This window comes from Streptococcus sp. 3705 (assembly GCF_013277145.1).
GTDB lineage: Bacteria > Bacillota > Bacilli > Lactobacillales > Streptococcaceae > Streptococcus.
The window spans coordinates 22,919-38,226 of record NZ_VMMJ01000012.1; the positions used below are offsets into that span (position 1 = coordinate 22,919).

At 40.3% G+C, this 15,308-nt stretch carries 17 protein-coding genes; 12 read left to right on the plus strand and 5 right to left on the minus strand.

Going from position 1 to position 15,308, the window contains the following annotated elements:
- Positions 1-82: 82 nt before the first annotated feature.
- The 4 genes from HT714_RS03615 to HT714_RS03630 all read right to left on the minus strand — a co-directional run bounded on the left by HT714_RS03615 (position 83) and on the right by HT714_RS03630 (position 2,919).
- On the minus strand, positions 83-700 hold the full coding sequence (locus HT714_RS03615; protein ID WP_173226467.1) for a histidine phosphatase family protein: 618 nt from the start codon (positions 698-700) through the stop codon (positions 83-85).
- Entirely contained in the window at positions 700-1,182 is a 483-nt protein-coding gene (locus HT714_RS03620; protein ID WP_050278930.1) for an aminoacyl-tRNA deacylase, read from the minus strand. The genes HT714_RS03615 and HT714_RS03620 overlap by 1 nt, the downstream gene beginning before the upstream one ends.
- Complete coding sequence (locus tag HT714_RS03625; RefSeq protein ID WP_173226469.1) at positions 1,182-2,024, minus strand: DUF368 domain-containing protein; 843 nt, start codon at positions 2,022-2,024, stop codon at positions 1,182-1,184. Before HT714_RS03625 ends, HT714_RS03620 begins: the two co-directional genes overlap by 1 nt.
- A 94-nt stretch (positions 2,025-2,118) precedes the next feature.
- On the minus strand, positions 2,119-2,919 hold the full coding sequence (locus HT714_RS03630) for a glycoside hydrolase family 25 protein (protein ID WP_173226471.1): 801 nt from the start codon (positions 2,917-2,919) through the stop codon (positions 2,119-2,121).
- Positions 2,920-3,073: 154 nt separating this feature from the next.
- Here HT714_RS03630 and glmU point away from each other — a divergent pair, with 154 nt between their 5' ends.
- The 7 genes from glmU (at position 3,074) to HT714_RS03665 (ending at position 9,231) form a co-directional block, all read left to right on the plus strand.
- On the plus strand, positions 3,074-4,453 hold the full coding sequence (gene glmU, locus HT714_RS03635) for a bifunctional UDP-N-acetylglucosamine diphosphorylase/glucosamine-1-phosphate N-acetyltransferase GlmU (protein WP_173226473.1): 1,380 nt from the start codon (positions 3,074-3,076) through the stop codon (positions 4,451-4,453).
- Between the two features lie 9 nt (positions 4,454-4,462).
- Entirely contained in the window at positions 4,463-5,008 is a 546-nt protein-coding gene (locus HT714_RS03640) for an NUDIX hydrolase (protein ID WP_125454427.1), read from the plus strand.
- Positions 5,009-5,019: 11 nt separating this feature from the next.
- Positions 5,020-5,334: a cell wall synthase accessory phosphoprotein MacP gene (gene macP, locus HT714_RS03645; RefSeq protein WP_000517867.1), complete on the plus strand. Its 315-nt coding sequence runs from the start codon at positions 5,020-5,022 to the stop codon at positions 5,332-5,334.
- 16 nt (positions 5,335-5,350) lie between these two features.
- Complete coding sequence (locus HT714_RS03650) at positions 5,351-6,043, plus strand: 5'-methylthioadenosine/adenosylhomocysteine nucleosidase (RefSeq protein ID WP_173226475.1); 693 nt, start codon at positions 5,351-5,353, stop codon at positions 6,041-6,043.
- A gap of 76 nt (positions 6,044-6,119) precedes the next feature.
- Positions 6,120-6,611, plus strand: a complete 492-nt coding sequence (gene rocS, locus HT714_RS03655; RefSeq protein ID WP_000021242.1) for a chromosome segregation protein RocS — start codon at positions 6,120-6,122, stop codon at positions 6,609-6,611.
- Positions 6,612-6,868: 257 nt separating this feature from the next.
- Entirely contained in the window at positions 6,869-7,459 is a 591-nt protein-coding gene (locus HT714_RS03660; RefSeq protein WP_049524933.1) for a 3'-5' exonuclease, read from the plus strand.
- 8 nt (positions 7,460-7,467) lie between these two features.
- On the plus strand, positions 7,468-9,231 hold the full coding sequence (locus HT714_RS03665; protein ID WP_049524932.1) for a glycerophosphodiester phosphodiesterase: 1,764 nt from the start codon (positions 7,468-7,470) through the stop codon (positions 9,229-9,231).
- 131 nt (positions 9,232-9,362) lie between these two features.
- On the opposite strand, the gene HT714_RS03670 is transcribed toward HT714_RS03665, so the two are convergent.
- The gene (locus HT714_RS03670; RefSeq protein WP_173226477.1) at positions 9,363-9,791 is read right to left on the minus strand and encodes a DUF6556 family protein; all 429 of its coding nucleotides are present in this window, start codon (positions 9,789-9,791) and stop codon (positions 9,363-9,365) included.
- 138 nt (positions 9,792-9,929) lie between these two features.
- Here HT714_RS03670 and HT714_RS03675 point away from each other — a divergent pair, with 138 nt between their 5' ends.
- From HT714_RS03675 to HT714_RS03695, 5 genes are all read left to right on the plus strand, one after another.
- Positions 9,930-11,072, plus strand: coding sequence for a cysteine desulfurase family protein (locus HT714_RS03675; protein ID WP_173226479.1), 1,143 nt, complete (start codon positions 9,930-9,932; stop codon positions 11,070-11,072).
- A gap of 8 nt (positions 11,073-11,080) precedes the next feature.
- Positions 11,081-12,295, plus strand: a complete 1,215-nt coding sequence (thiI, locus tag HT714_RS03680; protein ID WP_173226481.1) for a tRNA uracil 4-sulfurtransferase ThiI — start codon at positions 11,081-11,083, stop codon at positions 12,293-12,295.
- A gap of 135 nt (positions 12,296-12,430) precedes the next feature.
- A complete protein-coding gene (locus HT714_RS03685) occupies positions 12,431-13,255 on the plus strand; it encodes an alpha/beta hydrolase (protein ID WP_120770027.1) in 825 nt (274 codons plus the stop codon).
- 21 nt (positions 13,256-13,276) lie between these two features.
- Positions 13,277-14,017 carry an esterase family protein gene (locus HT714_RS03690; protein ID WP_173226483.1) on the plus strand — a complete coding sequence of 247 codons (741 nt, stop codon included), beginning with the start codon at positions 13,277-13,279 and terminating at the stop codon, positions 14,015-14,017.
- Between the two features lie 12 nt (positions 14,018-14,029).
- The gene (locus tag HT714_RS03695; RefSeq protein ID WP_173226485.1) at positions 14,030-15,196 is read left to right on the plus strand and encodes an ATP-grasp domain-containing protein; all 1,167 of its coding nucleotides are present in this window, start codon (positions 14,030-14,032) and stop codon (positions 15,194-15,196) included.
- Positions 15,197-15,308: the final 112 nt, after the last annotated feature.

The following is a 15,308-nucleotide window of genomic DNA, read 5'->3' on the forward strand; positions in this document are numbered from 1 at the left end:
TCCCATTTTATCATAAATAAGCAAGAAATTCACGGATAATCTTTCAAAACTAAAAAGAACTTGACGCTAAAATCAAGTTCTGTTATTGATAGGAAGTATCATTCCAAGTATCAAGGGTAAATGTTTCAAAGTCATGGGTTTCTAGAATGGTTAGGCTGGCATTTGCTAGACCGCCATCTTTACGAAGAAGTGGTTCTTGATAACCTAGAAGAGTACGAAGACTGGCAGTAAGATTAGCACCGTGACCGACAATTAGAAAACGCTCAGCCGGACTATCTTTTAAGGATTTGATAAATTGGATGGTCCGTTGTGTGGTGCTATAGAGGGATTCGGCTCCGAACATTTGAGTGTCAAACTTGGCAAGATTAGATCGGAAAGCTTTGATTTGTTGCGGGTAAATTGCTTCCAAGGTTGCGATTTTCAAACCTTCCAACTTCCCCAGCTGCCATTCACGGAGATTAGGAACGCATTTTAAAGGACAAGGAATTTGGAGTTGATTTTGGATAATCTCAGCAGATTTGACCGCTCGAGGTAAATCACTTGCATAAATCTGATCAAAAGGAATCTCCTTGAGATACTGGCCGAGTTGTTTTAGGGTTTCAATGGATTCAGGAAGAAGGGGAGAATCTCCACTAGCACCTTGAAAACGACCTTCTTGGTTCCAGACGGTACGGCCGTGGCGGACAAAGTAGAGTTTCATTACTTACTGTCCTCCAAAATATCTGCAAAGTCAGCTTTTACAAAGCTAGCCAAGTCTTGTGGTGCTACGATAATGCTGTGACCAACTTCGCCTGCAGAGACAATCATTTGATCCAAGTCTAGAGCAATCTTATCGATAAAAATGGGATAATTGTGTTTCTGACGAATTCCGACGGGATTATTGGCTCCATGAATATAACCTGTTGTTTTTTCCAAGTCCTTTTGTGGAATCATGCTCACTTTTTTATTGCCAGAAATTTTAGCTAATTTCTTTTCTGACAGGTGTTGAGTGATAGGCACAATTCCAATAATCGGTCCTGTCTTGTCTCCCAAAAGAGCCAAGGTTTTGAAAATCTGATCTCGTTCATAACCTTGCGGAAGTTCTCCTTCCAGGGCATTGATTTGAATCCCCTGATGTGGGATACCTGCTTTAGACAGGATTTGTTCCACCAATGTTTTTTTGATTTTAACTTTTTTTGCCATTATTTATACTTATCCTCCAATTGGCTCATCCAAATACCAAGCCAGATTCCTAGTGCAAAGAAGAAGGCGATGATGACATAACCGACAAGAGAAAGGCCTGTGTATTGGATACTCTCAGCGTTTCCTACATTTGGAATCAAGATCAAAAGGGTGCTTGATAGGACGATACCGATGATGAAATGATAGACACGTGAGTGGTAGTTGTTTAAGGCATAATCCATCAATTTTGAAAAAACGATGAGAGTGGCACCTGCTCCGATTCCAATCGGGAAGAAGGTTCCCAAGAGGTCAAAGGTTTTAAAACCAGTCAACATCGGAGCATAGAGACCCAAAATCAAAAGTAGATTTGATGGACTGAGGCCAGGAACCAAGACGCCAAGAGCCAGCAGTGCACCTGCTAGGACCAAATTAAGAAAGCTAGCACTTAAGGTTCCAACGACAAAATTTAAGGCATAGAGTCCTAATCCAGAAATGATAAAGGTTATCCAGAACCAAGCTAAATCAATCTTGTCTCGGTCAGATTCTCGAGTTGATTCCTTGAGGAGGCTAGGAACTGTACCAATGATGGCACCCGCAAAGCTCCATAAGACAAAGACCTGATAATTTTCAAGCAGGTATTCAATTGGGTAGGAAAATAAGCCGATTCCCAGAAGCATACCGATGGCAACTGGAATAAAGTACAAAACATTTTCTTTAAAGTCTTTAAAAGGATGGGCCAGAAAGCCAATCATTCGTTCGTAAATGCCTAAGATTGCTGCTAGAACCCCTCCGGAAATTCCCGGTAGAATAAATCCAAGAGCAATCACAATCCCTTTAATAAGGCGCGCTAACCATGAGAGCATATAGTTCCTCCAACTATTTCTATTTCAAAAAATCCTTACTATATTGTATCACAATCAAACACAAAAAGAAAAAGCAAATGCTAAACAAATGCTTTTAAGGTTTTAAAAAGATTTTTCTAAAGGTTTCTTCTTTATTTTTTAAGGGAGAGATGACGTTGATATCCAAATCGTGGTCAAAGCCGGCAATTTTCCCTTTAGATGTGTATTGGTGAATATCATAATCTAAATCAGTTTTAGGACTGCTTTCCAAAAATCCTGAGTCTGAGCCGTAGGACGGAATCCAAACAGAGGTAAACTTGCCTGTATCAATACTGTGTTCTTCCATGAAGTAGACCCCAACGTAGATTCCGATGTTTTTAGCACCTAGTGATGCTAGTTTTGCTCGAAAGGCTTCAACACCCTCGTTCATATTGGACATGGTTTTGTCTTCTACGTCTAGCCAATAGTAACTAGGGCTGTAAGGAGAGGCAGCATTGTAGAAAACTTCAGCGGCTTTTTCCATTTCTTGGACACTTTTTCCAGCTACAAAGGCATAGACCCCAACTGGGACATTCCGCTTTTGAAGTTCAGTGATATGACTCTTATAGGCCTTGTCTATTCCATTGATAAAGGAAGCATCATTTTCTTTTGTTGTTTGAGCACCACTGTGAACACGAACAATAGCGCCTGAAATATTTTGTGCGAGAGTATCGTAATTAATTTCCTCAGGACGCTGCCAGCCAGAGAGGTCAATAATCGGTTTGTCTATGTGTTTCAAAGCCTGTGCTTCAATCTGTGCTATATTGGATTTTGTTTTAAACGATTGGTTGTCATTAAGTGGGCGATTCAGGATTAAAATGAACATCATAATCCCAAAAAAACCAAACAAAATAAGCGGATTAATTTTCTTTCTCATATCTCATAATTTTACCTTAAAAATGGGAAAAAATCAAAAAAATACTCAAAAAATGGGTTAAGGAAAGGACTTTGGAGCATTTTTTCATTCAAGGGCGCGGAATGATTTGAAATATGGTATAATAAAAGGGAATTTCTACAGAAAAGAGAAGATTATGCCAAATTATGCCATTATTTTAGCAGCGGGTAAAGGGACTCGCATGAAATCTGATTTGCCAAAAGTGTTGCACAAGGTTGCGGGTATTTCTATGCTGGAACATGTTTTCCGTAGTGTGGGAGCTATCCAACCTGAAAAGACAGTAACAGTTGTAGGACACAAGGCAGAATTGGTTGAGGAGGTCTTGGCTGGACAGACAGAATTTGTGACTCAATCTGAACAGTTGGGGACTGGTCATGCGGTTATGATGACAGAGCCTATCTTAGAAGGTTTGTCAGGTCACACCTTGGTCATTGCAGGAGATACTCCTTTAATCACAGGTGAAAGCTTGAAAAACTTGATTGATTTCCACATCAATCATAAAAATGTGGCCACTATCTTGACTGCTGAAACAGATAATCCTTTTGGTTATGGGCGAATTGTTCGTAATGACAATGCTGAGGTTCTTTGCATCGTTGAGCAGAAGGATGCTACAGATTTTGAAAAGCAAATCAAGGAAATTAACACTGGAACTTACGTTTTTGACAACGAACGTTTGTTTGAGGCTTTGAAAAATATCAATACCAACAATGCTCAAGGTGAATACTATATTACAGATGTCATTGGCATTTTCCGTGAAGCTGGTGAAAAAGTTGGTGCTTATACTTTGAAAGATTTTGATGAGAGTCTTGGGGTAAATGACCGTGTGGCTCTTGCGACAGCTGATTCAGTTATGCGTCGTCGAATCAATCATCAGCACATGGTCAATGGGGTCAGTTTTGTCAATCCAGAAGCAACTTATATCGATATTGATGTTGAGATTGCGCCTGAAGTTCAAATCGAAGCCAATGTTACCTTGAAGGGGCAAACGAAGATTGGTGCTGAGACTGTTTTGACAAATGGAACGTATGTAGTGGATAGCACTATCGGAGCAGGAGCGATCATTACCAATTCTATGATTGAGGAAAGTAGTGTTGCAGACGACGTGACAGTCGGTCCGTATGCCCACATTCGTCCAGGTTCAAGTATCGCTAACCAAGCACATATTGGAAACTTTGTTGAGGTGAAAGGTTCTTCTATCGGTGAGAATACCAAGGCTGGTCATTTGACTTATATCGGAAACTGTGAAGTGGGTAGCAAGGTTAATTTCGGTGCAGGAACCATTACAGTCAACTATGATGGCAAAAACAAATACAAGACAATCATTGGCAACAATGTCTTTGTTGGTTCGAATTCAACCATTATTGCGCCAGTTGAGTTAGGTGACAATTCTCTTGTTGGTGCTGGTTCAACTATTACTAAAGACGTGCCGGCGGATGCTATTGCTATTGGTCGCGGTCGTCAGGTCAACAAAGACGAATATGCAACTCGCCTTCCTCATCATCCTAAGAATCAGTAGGAGTCTGTCATGGAATTTGAAGAAAAAACGCTTAGTCGAAAAGAAATCTATCAAGGACCAATATTCAAACTGGTCCAAGATCAGGTTGAATTACCAGAAGGCAAAGGAGTTGCCCAACGGGATTTGATTTTCCACAATGGAGCTGTCTGTGTTTTAGCAGTAACGGATGAGCAAAAACTTATCTTGGTCAAGCAGTACCGCAAAGCCATTGAGGCTGTCTCTTACGAAATTCCAGCAGGAAAATTGGAAGTAGGAGAAAATACAGACCCTATAGCAGCAGCTCTTCGAGAATTAGAGGAAGAAACAGCCTATACAGGGAAATTAGAACTCTTGTATGATTTTTACTCAGCCATTGGCTTTTGTAATGAAAAATTAAAACTATACCGAGCAAGCGATTTGACGAAAGTGGAAAATCCGCGTCCGCAGGATGAAGATGAGACCTTGGAAGTCCTTGAAGTTAGCTTAGAGGAAGCCAAGGAATTGATCCAATCAGGTCATATCTGTGATGCCAAGACCATTATGGCTGTTCAATACTGGGAATTGCAGAAAAAATAGAGGAGGTCAGTATGGGTAAACCTTTATTAACGGATGAAATGATTGAAAGAGCTAATAGAGGCGAAAAAATTTCAGGTCCTCCTTTGCTAGATGATAATGAGGAGACTAAGATTTTACCAACCTCTTCTTCCCGTTTTGGTTATGCCAATCCTAAGGGGCATGGCTTTAGCCAGGAAACCTTGAAGATTCAGGTCGAACCGTCTATTCATAAAAGCCGTCGCATTGAAAATACCAAGAGAAATGTCTTCAATTCTAAACTGAATAAAATCTTATTCGCAGTCATCTTTCTCTTGATTTTGCTTGTCTTAGCAATGAAACTGTTGTAATCGAAAAGGAAATGAAATGAAAATAGGAATTATTGCGGCTATGCCAGAAGAACTGGCTTATTTGGTCCAGCATTTAGAAAATGCCCAAGAGCAAGTTGTTTTAGGCAATACCTATCATACAGGCACCATTGCCTCGCATGAAGTCGTTCTTGTAGAAAGTGGAATTGGTAAGGTCATGTCTGCTATGAGTGTGGCAATTTTGGCTGATCATTTCCAAGTGGATGCTTTGATTAACACGGGATCAGCTGGAGCAGTGGCAGAGGGTATTGCTGTTGGGGATGTTGTGATTGCTGACAAATTAGCCTTTCATGACGTGGATGTCACAGCTTTTGGCTATGCCTATGGACAAATGGCGCAACAACCTCTTTATTTTGAATCAAACAAAACCTTTGTTGCCAAAATCCAAGAGAGTTTATCTCAATTGGATCAAAACTGGCATCTTGGTTTGATTGCTACAGGAGATAGTTTTGTTGCAGGAAATGACAAGATCGAAGCGATTAAATCTCATTTCCCAGATGTTTTGGCTGTTGAGATGGAGGGAGCAGCTATTGCTCAAGCAGCGCATGCCCTTAATCTTCCAGTTTTAGTCATCCGAGCTATGAGTGACAATGCCAACCATGAAGCAAACATCTCTTTTGATGAGTTTATTATCGAAGCTGGACGTCGCTCTGCCCAAGTCTTATTAGCCTTTTTGAAGGCCTTAGATTAAGCGGAAATTTGACAGTTTTTCTAGCTTATGATAAGATTTAAGTAAAGAAAAGCTAGAAAACGTTTCAGAGGATATTATGAGTATTGAAATGACCGTCAGTGAGATTGCAGAGGTCTTAGGATTATCTCGCCAAGCAATCAATAACCGTGTCAAAGAATTACCAGAAGAAGACACAGATAAAAATGACAAAGGGGTAACAGTAGTTACCAGAAGTGGCTTGATTAAGCTAGAAGAAATCTATAAAAAAACGATTTTTGAAGATGAGCCTGTCAGTGAGGATGTCAAGCAACGTGAACTGATGGAGATTCTGGTTGATGAGAAGAATGCAGAAATTCTCCGCCTTTATGAACAATTAAAAGCCAAGGATCGTCAGTTATCAGAAAAAGACGAGCAGATGCGTATCAAAGACCGTCAGATTGCTGAGAAAGACAAACAACTCGATCAGCAGCAACAATTGACCCTTCAAGCCATGAAGGATCAAGAAAATCTTAAGCTAGAGCTGGACCAAGCAAAAGAAGAAGTCCAATCCACTAAGAAAGGCTTTTTTGCTCGTTTATTTGGAGGATAATCAAGGAGCTGTTTAGGTTAAATGCTAACCTAATGGCTTCTTTTATTTCTAATCTAAATAGTATAGTTGCTCAATTAATACTCAATGAAAATCAAAGAGCAAACTAGGAAGCTAGCCGCAGGCTGCTCAAAGCACTGCTTTGAGGTTGTAGATAAGACTGACGAAGTCAGTTACATATATCTACGGCAAGGCGAAGCTGACGCAGTTTGAATTTGATTTTCGAAGAGTATAAAATAACAGTATAGGAGAGGTAGAAAATGGAACGATTAGAAGATTACATTGCTTTTGACTTAGAATTTAATCAGCATGAAGGACAAACACACTTGATTCAAGTATCGGCAGTGCGTTTTAGAGATGGTCGGGAAATCGACGCCTATGATTCCTATGTCCATACTAGTGTGCCTCTAAAAAGTTTTATCAATGGTTTGACTGGGATTACAGCCGAGACCTTAAAAGATGCTCCTCCAGTGGAGGAAGTCATAAAAGAATTCCAAGAGTTTGTGGGTTCTTTACCCATGGTAGGCTACAATGCTGCTAAAAGTGATCTACCTATTTTAGCGGATCATGGTTTAGATTATAGCCAGCAGTATAAGGTGGATTTGTATGATGAAGCTTTTGAACGTCGCAGTTCGGATTTACATGGTATTGCCAATCTCAAATTGCAAGCTGTTGCCTCGTTTCTTGGATTTCAAGGTCAGTCCCATAATAGCTTGGAGGATGCTCGGATGACGGCGCGTGTTTACGAGTCCTTCCTAGAGTCAGATCAAGCTAGAGAATTGTTAGAGGCAGAAAGTAGCTTATCAAACAATCCTTTTGGCAGCTTGGACTTGTCTCAATTATTTGACTAGGAGTGCCTATGAAACCTGAAAAACCTAAAAATCTAGGTTTTAGGAAAATCTACTTTAATCTAGATAAAATTCTCTTTCTCTTTTTCTTGATATTCATGATGATTGAGTTTGTCTGGTTACCACTTAATTCTTGGATTGCTGGACTGTTACTCCGTCAGACAGGCTATCTCTTTCTTTCCTACAACAATATTTTTGCCATTATAAAAGGGTCGCCATTTGTTAGTCTTGCTTTATTTGTTTTGGTAATTGCTAATTTACTGATTGCCTATTACCAGATAGGACTTCTCTTTATCGGAGCTCGCCATCTCCTCTATCATGAAAGGAGGACCTTGCTGGAGTACAGTCGCAAGGTCTTTCGTCAAAGTTTCTTGTTTATGAAGCAAGTGACGATTTCAAAAATGGCCTTTATTTTCTTTTATGTCATGATGCTCTTTCCATTGATTCGAAAGATTTTAAAGATTTATTACCTCAATAAAATTGTCATTCCGGAATTCATAGTAGCCTATGTAGAAGATAAGTACTGGTTGGTCGGTTTGGTAATCACTGTTCTAGCCTTGTTGCTGTTTTACATTTCAATACGTTTGATGTTTGCCCTACCCCAGCTTTTATTTGAGAAAAAAACAGTCAAAGAAGCAGTCAAATACAGTCTAGAAAAGACAAGAAAGCACTCCTGGTTTTATATTTGGAACTTACTCTGGATTATCGTCAAAACCTACCTATTTTTCATTCTTTTATTGATTCCAATATTAGCAAGTCAGGCACTGATGGATGGTCTGACTCATAAGGAATCTCTTGTACTGGGAATTCTTAACTTTGTCTTGATTAAGAATTTCCACTATATGGCCTTGACTTACTTTCTCATTAAATTTGTTTCCTTCTTAACAGGAGAAGAACTAGAAATTACACCAAGGAGAAAGAAAGACCACTGGATGAGATGGGGAGTGATGGGCTGTGCTTGTATCTTTTTCACTCTTGAGGGTTATGTTTATTTAGAAGCTCCAGTCGCCAATAAACCTTTAATCATTTCTCATAGGGGAGTATCCAATAAGAATGGTGTGCAAAATACCGTCCAATCACTAGAAAAAACCGCTCAGTTATCTCCAGATTTCGTTGAGACAGATGTTCAGGAAACAAAAGATGGCCAGTTTGTCATGATGCATGATGCCAATATCAAGAACCTGACAGGAGTTAATGCCAATCCACAGGATCTAACTTTGAAAGAATTAACCAAACTTGATATTTCAGAAAATGGTTATCATAGCAAGGTGTCCAGTTTTGATGACTATCTCAATAAAGCCAATGAATTGCATCAAAAACTCCTTATTGAGATTAAGACCAGTCGAAAAGATAGCCCAGATATGATGAAACGCTTTATGGGAAAATATGGAACTGTTCTTAAGCAGAATGGTCACCAAATGCAGTCCTTAGACTACCATGTGATTGACCAAGTGTTAGCCTACGATTCACAAATTCCAGTCTATTTCATCCTACCTTACAATAGTATTTTTCCAAGAACCAAGGCTACAGGTTACACTATGGAGTATTCAACTTTAGATGAAAATTTTGTCAACAAGCTTTGGAATACCGATCAGAAATTGTACGTTTGGACCATTAATAGTTCAGAGTCCTTTGATAAATCAGTTCAATTGGGAGCAGATGGCATGATAACAGATGACTTGGAAATGATTCAAGATCAAGTTACCATTGCTCAAGAAGACCCAGAGTATACTGAATTGCTTTTCAAACAGGCCATGGAATTTTTTAATTTTTAGTAATCAAAAAGAGGTTGAGCCAAAAAAAACCTCTAAAATAGTAAAAAAACGAGCATTGTATCAGTTGGATATGCTCGTTTTTTTAGTGATTTTATTTGGAAGCTAGTTTTTGCCCAGCCTCATTTTACTGGCTATTGAGTAGTTTTACTTTCTGAAGTTGGGGTATTGGACTGTTTTTCATTTTCAGCGGCAGGTTTACTTGGAGTAGGAGTGGAAGAATCCTGAGTTGATGTTTTCTGATCTTCTTTTTTCTCTTCCTTGACACTAGATTTTGGTGTTTCTTCTTGTTGTGTTTTTTCTTGAGAAGTGTTATTTTCCTTATTAGGACTAGTGTTTTCCTGAGGGGATTCCTTTTGAATTTCTTTGACAATGGTTGTCGTCTGGCTTGTCGTAGGTTCTTTTTTAGTATTTTTATTATTATCCAAGGCATTCATGATAGTGATACTTGCGGTAATTAAGCCGAGGATACTACCGATAGTGGCAACAGTTTTTTGAAAGACCGTGAAGCCTTTTTTGATGTGTTCTGTTTTTGGTTTTGAAGTTCTACGATAATTAGACATATATTCTCTCCTTTAATTAAAATTTATTATACCTCATTTCTTTAAAAAAATCTTAAAAAAAGAGGAATTGCCCTTTCTTGTCGCAAGCTCCGTTTCATGATACAATAGAAGGAGTGATTTTAGAAAGCGTGAGAAAACATGATTTACTTTGATAATTCGGCGACGACCAAGCCTTATCCTGAAGCCCTTGAAACCTATATGCAGGTGGCTTCAAAAATTTTAGGAAATCCATCTAGTCTCCATCGTTTGGGAGACCAGGCAACACGAATTTTAGATGCTTCCCGTCAACAGATTGCAGATTTAATCGGTAAGAAAAGCGATGAAATCTTCTTTACTTCTGGTGGGACAGAAGGAGATAACTGGGTCATCAAGGGTGTGGCCTTTGAAAAGGCTCAGTTTGGTAAGCACATCATTGTATCAGCCATTGAACATCCGGCAGTCAAAGAGTCAGCCCTCTGGTTGAAAAGTCAAGGATTTGAAGTGGATTTTGCTCCAGTTGATAACAAAGGATTTGTGGATGTTGAAGCTCTAGCAGATTTGATAAGACCTGATACGACCCTCGTTTCCATCATGGCTGTAAACAATGAAATCGGCTCTGTTCAGCCCATTGAGGCTATTTCAGAACTCTTGGCAGATCAGCCGACTATTTCCTTCCACGTTGATGCTGTTCAGGCACTTGCTAAAATTCCGACTGAAAAGTATCTGACAGAACGAGTGGATTTCGCGACCTTCTCTAGTCACAAGTTTCACGGAGTTCGAGGTGTTGGATTTGTCTATATCAAGTCTGGCAAGAAGATTACCCCTCTTTTAACAGGTGGTGGTCAGGAGCGTGATTATCGCTCGACAACTGAAAATGTGGCAGGGATTGCAGCGACAGCCAAGGCTCTCCGTTTGTCTATGGAAAAGCTAGATTTCTTTACTAGTAAGACAGGACAGATGAAGGCAGTGATTCGCCAAGCTCTTTTAGATTATCCAGATATATTTGTCTTTTCAGATGAGGAAGACTTTGCCCCTCATATCCTGACTTTTGGAATCAAGGGTGTTCGTGGTGAGGTCATTGTTCACGCCTTTGAAGACTATGATATTTTCATCTCAACGACCTCGGCTTGTTCGTCCAAGGCAGGAAAACCAGCCGGAACCCTGATTGCCATGGGAGTGGATAAGGATAAGGCCCAGTCAGCTGTGCGCCTTAGTCTAGACCTTGAAAATGATATGAGTCAGGTCGAGCAGTTTTTGACCAAGTTAAAATTGATTTACAATCAAACTAGAAAAGTAAGATAGGAGCATTCATGCAGTATTCAGAAATAATGATTCGCTACGGTGAGTTGTCAACCAAGGGCAAAAACCGTATGCGTTTCATCAATAAACTTCGCAATAATATTTCAGACGTTTTGTCTATCTATCCCCAAGTTAAGGTAACAGCAGATCGCGACCGTGCCCATGCTTATCTCAATGGAGCTGATTACACAGCAGTAGCAGAATCGCTCAAACAAGTTTTTGGAATTCAAAATTTTTCTCCAGTATATAAGGTAGAAAAATCTGTAGAAGTTCTGAAGTCTGCTGTCCAAGAGATTATGAAAGATATCTACAAGGATGGCATGACCTTTAAGATTTCTAGCAAGCGTAGCGACCACAACTTTGAACTCGACAGTCGTGAACTCAATCAAACACTTGGAGGGGCTGTATTCGAAGCTATTCCAAATGTGCAGGCTCAAATGAAGAGTCCTGATATCAATCTCCAAGTAGAGATTCGAGAAGAGGCAGCCTACCTTTCTTATGAAACTATTCGTGGGGCTGGTGGTTTGCCAGTTGGAACTTCAGGTAAAGGGATGCTTATGTTGTCAGGAGGGATTGATTCACCTGTAGCAGGTTATCTTGCTCTTAAGCGTGGGGTGGATATTGAGGCTGTTCACTTTGCTAGTCCACCATATACTAGTCCCGGTGCCCTCAAGAAAGCGCAGGATTTGACCCGTAAATTGACCAAGTTTGGCGGCAATATCCAGTTTATCGAGGTGCCTTTCACTGAGATTCAAGAGGAAATTAAGGCCAAGGCGCCAGAAGCCTACCTCATGACCTTGACGCGTCGTTTTATGATGCGGATTACTGACCGTATTCGTGAGGTACGAAATGGTTTAGTTATCATCAATGGGGAAAGTCTTGGTCAAGTAGCCAGTCAAACTCTTGAAAGTATGCAGGCTATTAACGCTGTGACCAACACTCCCATCATCCGTCCAGTTGTGACAATGGATAAGTTGGAAATCATTGACATCGCCCAGGAAATTGATACCTTTGACATTTCAATCCAGCCTTTTGAAGACTGTTGTACTATTTTTGCACCTGACCGTCCGAAAACAAATCCTAAGATTAAGAATGCAGAGCAGTACGAAGCGCGTATGGATGTTGAAGGCTTGGTTGAGCGAGCAGTGGCTGGGATTATGATCACTGAGATTACACCTCAAGCCGAAAAAGATGAAGTCGATGACTTGATTGACAATCTGCTCTAATCAGAAAATCCAAAAGAATAGCGAAAATCAGTAAAAAAAGTTAGTTTTTTCTCTAAAAATAGGTGAAAAACTGACTTTTTTTCTATTTTTATGATATAATGAGATAAAATTTTGAATATAGAGAGTTTTCTGACAATGAATCAATCCTACTTTTATTTAAAAATGAAAGAACACAAACTCAAGGTTCCTTATACAGGTAAGGAACGCCGTGTACGTGTTCTTCTTCCTAAAGATTATGAGAAAGATACGGATCGTTCTTATCCTGTTGTTTACTTTCATGATGGGCAAAATGTCTTTTATAGTAAGGAATCTTTTATTGGTCACTCGTGGAAGATTATCCCAGCTATTAAACGAAATCCGGATATCAGTCGCATGATTGTCGTTGCCATTGACAATGATGGCATGGGGCGGATGAATGAGTATGCGGCTTGGAAGTTCCAAGAATCTCCTATTCCGGGGCAGCAGTTTGGTGGTAAAGGGGTGGAGTATGCTGAGTTTGTGATGGAGGTGGTCAAGCCTTTTATTGATGAGACCTACCGTACCAAAGCTGATCGCCAGCATACGGCTATGATTGGTTCCTCACTAGGAGGAAATATCACCCAGTTTATCGGTTTGGAATACCAAGACCAAATTGGTTGTCTAGGGGTCTTTTCATCTGCTAACTGGCTCCACCAAGAAGCATTTAACCGTTATATCGAGCGACAGAAACTATCGCCTGACCAGCGCATCTTCATCTATGTAGGAACAGAAGAAGCAGATGATACAGACAAGACCTTGATGGCTGGTAATATCAAACAAGCCTATATCGACTCGTCGCTACGCTATTACCATGATTTGATAGCAGGGGGAGTTCATCTGGATAATCTTGTACTGAAAGTTCAGTCTGGTGCCATCCATAGTGAAATTCCTTGGTCGGAAAATTTACCAGATTGTTTGAGATTTTTTGCAGAAAAATGGTAAAGTAAGAAAGGAAAAAACGAAATGAATATTGAACATCTTAGCCACTGGAGTGGCAATCTTAACCGTGAAATGTACCTCAACCGTTATGGACATGCTGGGATTCCAGTTGTGGTCTTTGCTTCATCAGGTGGTAGTCACAACGAATACTATGATTTTGGCATGATTGATGCCTGTGCTTCCTTGATCGAAGAAGGTCGTGTCCAGTTCTTTACCCTATCCAGTGTAGATAGTGAGAGCTGGTTGGCCACTTGGAAAAATGGTCACGACCAAGCAGAGATGCACCGTGCCTACGAACGCTATGTGATTGAGGAGGCTATTCCTTTTATCAAGCATAAAACAGGTTGGTTTGATGGCATGATGACGACAGGTTGCTCCATGGGCGCCTACCATGCAGTCAACTTTTTCCTCCAGCATCCAGATGTCTTTACCAAGGTGATCGCTCTTAGTGGTGTTTACGATGCACGTTTCTTTGTCGGCGATTATTACAATGATGATGCCATTTACCAAAACTCGCCAGTAGATTATATCTGGAATCAGAACGATGGCTGGTTTATCGACCGTTACCGTCAGGCAGAGATTGTGCTTTGTACGGGACTTGGTGCCTGGGAACAAGACGGTCTACCATCTTTCTACAAGCTCAAAGAAGCTTTTGATCAGAAACAAATTCCAGCTTGGTTTGCTGAATGGGGACACGATGTCGCTCACGACTGGGAATGGTGGCGCAAACAAATACCTTATTTCCTCGGCAATCTCTATTTATAAAAGGAGCTACCTATGAATTACCTTGTTATTTCTCCCTATTATCCGCAAAATTTTCAACAGTTTACTATCGAACTAGCCAATAAAGGCATCACAGTCTTGGGAATTGGTCAAGAACCTTACGAGCAATTGGATGAGCCCTTGCGCAATAGCTTGACCGAGTATTTCCGTGTAGACAATCTTGAGAACATAGACGAAGTCAAACGAGCAGTTGCTTTTCTCTTTTATAAACATGGCCCAATTGACCGCATCGAGTCCCACAATGAATATTGGCTTGAGTTGGACGCAGCACTCAGAGAACAATTTAATATTTTTGGTGCCAAACCAGAGGATCTCAAAAAGACTAAATTTAAGTCTGAAATGAAGAAACTTTTCAAAAAAGCAGGTGTTCCTGTGGTACCTGGAGCTGTTATCAAGACGGAAGCAGATGTTGATCAAGCAGTGAAAGAAATCGGTCTTCCAATGATTGCCAAACCTAATAATGGAGTGGGAGCAGCCGCAACCTTTAAGCTTGAGACAGAAAACGATATCAATCACTTCAAGCGAGAATGGGACCATTCGACCGTTTATTTCTTTGAGAAATTTGTCACTTCCAGTGAAATTTGTACCTTTGATGGTCTTGTGGACAAGGATGGAAAGATTGTCTTTTCAACGACCTTTGACTACGCCTATACACCGCTTGATCTCATGATGTACAAGATGGACAATTCTTACTATGTGCTCAAGGATATGGACCTCAAACTGCGCAAGTATGGTGAGGCTATTGTTAAGGAATTTGGGATGAAAGAACGTTTCTTCCATATTGAGTTCTTCCGTGAGGGAGACGATTTTATCGCTATTGAGTACAATAACCGCCCTGCAGGTGGTTTCACTATCGATGTTTATAACTTTGCGCATTCTTTAGACCTCTATCGTGGCTATGCAGATATTGTTGCAGGAGAGGAGTTCCCAGCGTCAGAATTTGCATCTCAGTATTGTTTGGCTACATCACGTCGTGCAAATGCCCATTATGTCTATTCTGAGGAGGACTTGCTTGCCAAATACAGCCATCAGTTCAAGGTTAAGAAAATCATGCCAGCGGCCTTTTCAGAACTTCAAGGAGATTACCTGTATATGCTGACAACTCCGAGTCGACAAGAAATGGAGCAGATGATTGCAGATTTCGGACAACGTCAAGAATAAGAACTCTCGGATTAAGGAAATTCACTCCCTTAATCCTTTTGCTTTTTTATACTCTTCGAAAATCTCTTCAAACCACGTCAGCGTCGCCTTATCGTAGGTATGGTTACTGACT

Coding starts and splice junctions, on each gene's coding strand:
- HT714_RS03615 (WP_173226467.1), bottom strand. CDS start 700: ATGAAACTCTACTTTGTCCGCCACGGCCGTACCGTCTGGAACCAAGAA.
- HT714_RS03620 (WP_050278930.1), bottom strand. CDS start 1,182: ATGGCAAAAAAAGTTAAAATCAAAAAAACATTGGTGGAACAAATCCTG.
- HT714_RS03625 (WP_173226469.1), bottom strand. CDS start 2,024: ATGCTCTCATGGTTAGCGCGCCTTATTAAAGGGATTGTGATTGCTCTT.
- HT714_RS03630 (WP_173226471.1), bottom strand. CDS start 2,919: ATGAGAAAGAAAATTAATCCGCTTATTTTGTTTGGTTTTTTTGGGATT.
- glmU (WP_173226473.1), top strand. CDS start 3,074: ATGCCAAATTATGCCATTATTTTAGCAGCGGGTAAAGGGACTCGCATG.
- HT714_RS03640 (WP_125454427.1), top strand. CDS start 4,463: ATGGAATTTGAAGAAAAAACGCTTAGTCGAAAAGAAATCTATCAAGGA.
- macP (WP_000517867.1), top strand. CDS start 5,020: ATGGGTAAACCTTTATTAACGGATGAAATGATTGAAAGAGCTAATAGA.
- HT714_RS03650 (WP_173226475.1), top strand. CDS start 5,351: ATGAAAATAGGAATTATTGCGGCTATGCCAGAAGAACTGGCTTATTTG.
- rocS (WP_000021242.1), top strand. CDS start 6,120: ATGAGTATTGAAATGACCGTCAGTGAGATTGCAGAGGTCTTAGGATTA.
- HT714_RS03660 (WP_049524933.1), top strand. CDS start 6,869: ATGGAACGATTAGAAGATTACATTGCTTTTGACTTAGAATTTAATCAG.
- HT714_RS03665 (WP_049524932.1), top strand. CDS start 7,468: ATGAAACCTGAAAAACCTAAAAATCTAGGTTTTAGGAAAATCTACTTT.
- HT714_RS03670 (WP_173226477.1), bottom strand. CDS start 9,791: ATGTCTAATTATCGTAGAACTTCAAAACCAAAAACAGAACACATCAAA.
- HT714_RS03675 (WP_173226479.1), top strand. CDS start 9,930: ATGATTTACTTTGATAATTCGGCGACGACCAAGCCTTATCCTGAAGCC.
- thiI (WP_173226481.1), top strand. CDS start 11,081: ATGCAGTATTCAGAAATAATGATTCGCTACGGTGAGTTGTCAACCAAG.
- HT714_RS03685 (WP_120770027.1), top strand. CDS start 12,431: ATGAATCAATCCTACTTTTATTTAAAAATGAAAGAACACAAACTCAAG.
- HT714_RS03690 (WP_173226483.1), top strand. CDS start 13,277: ATGAATATTGAACATCTTAGCCACTGGAGTGGCAATCTTAACCGTGAA.
- HT714_RS03695 (WP_173226485.1), top strand. CDS start 14,030: ATGAATTACCTTGTTATTTCTCCCTATTATCCGCAAAATTTTCAACAG.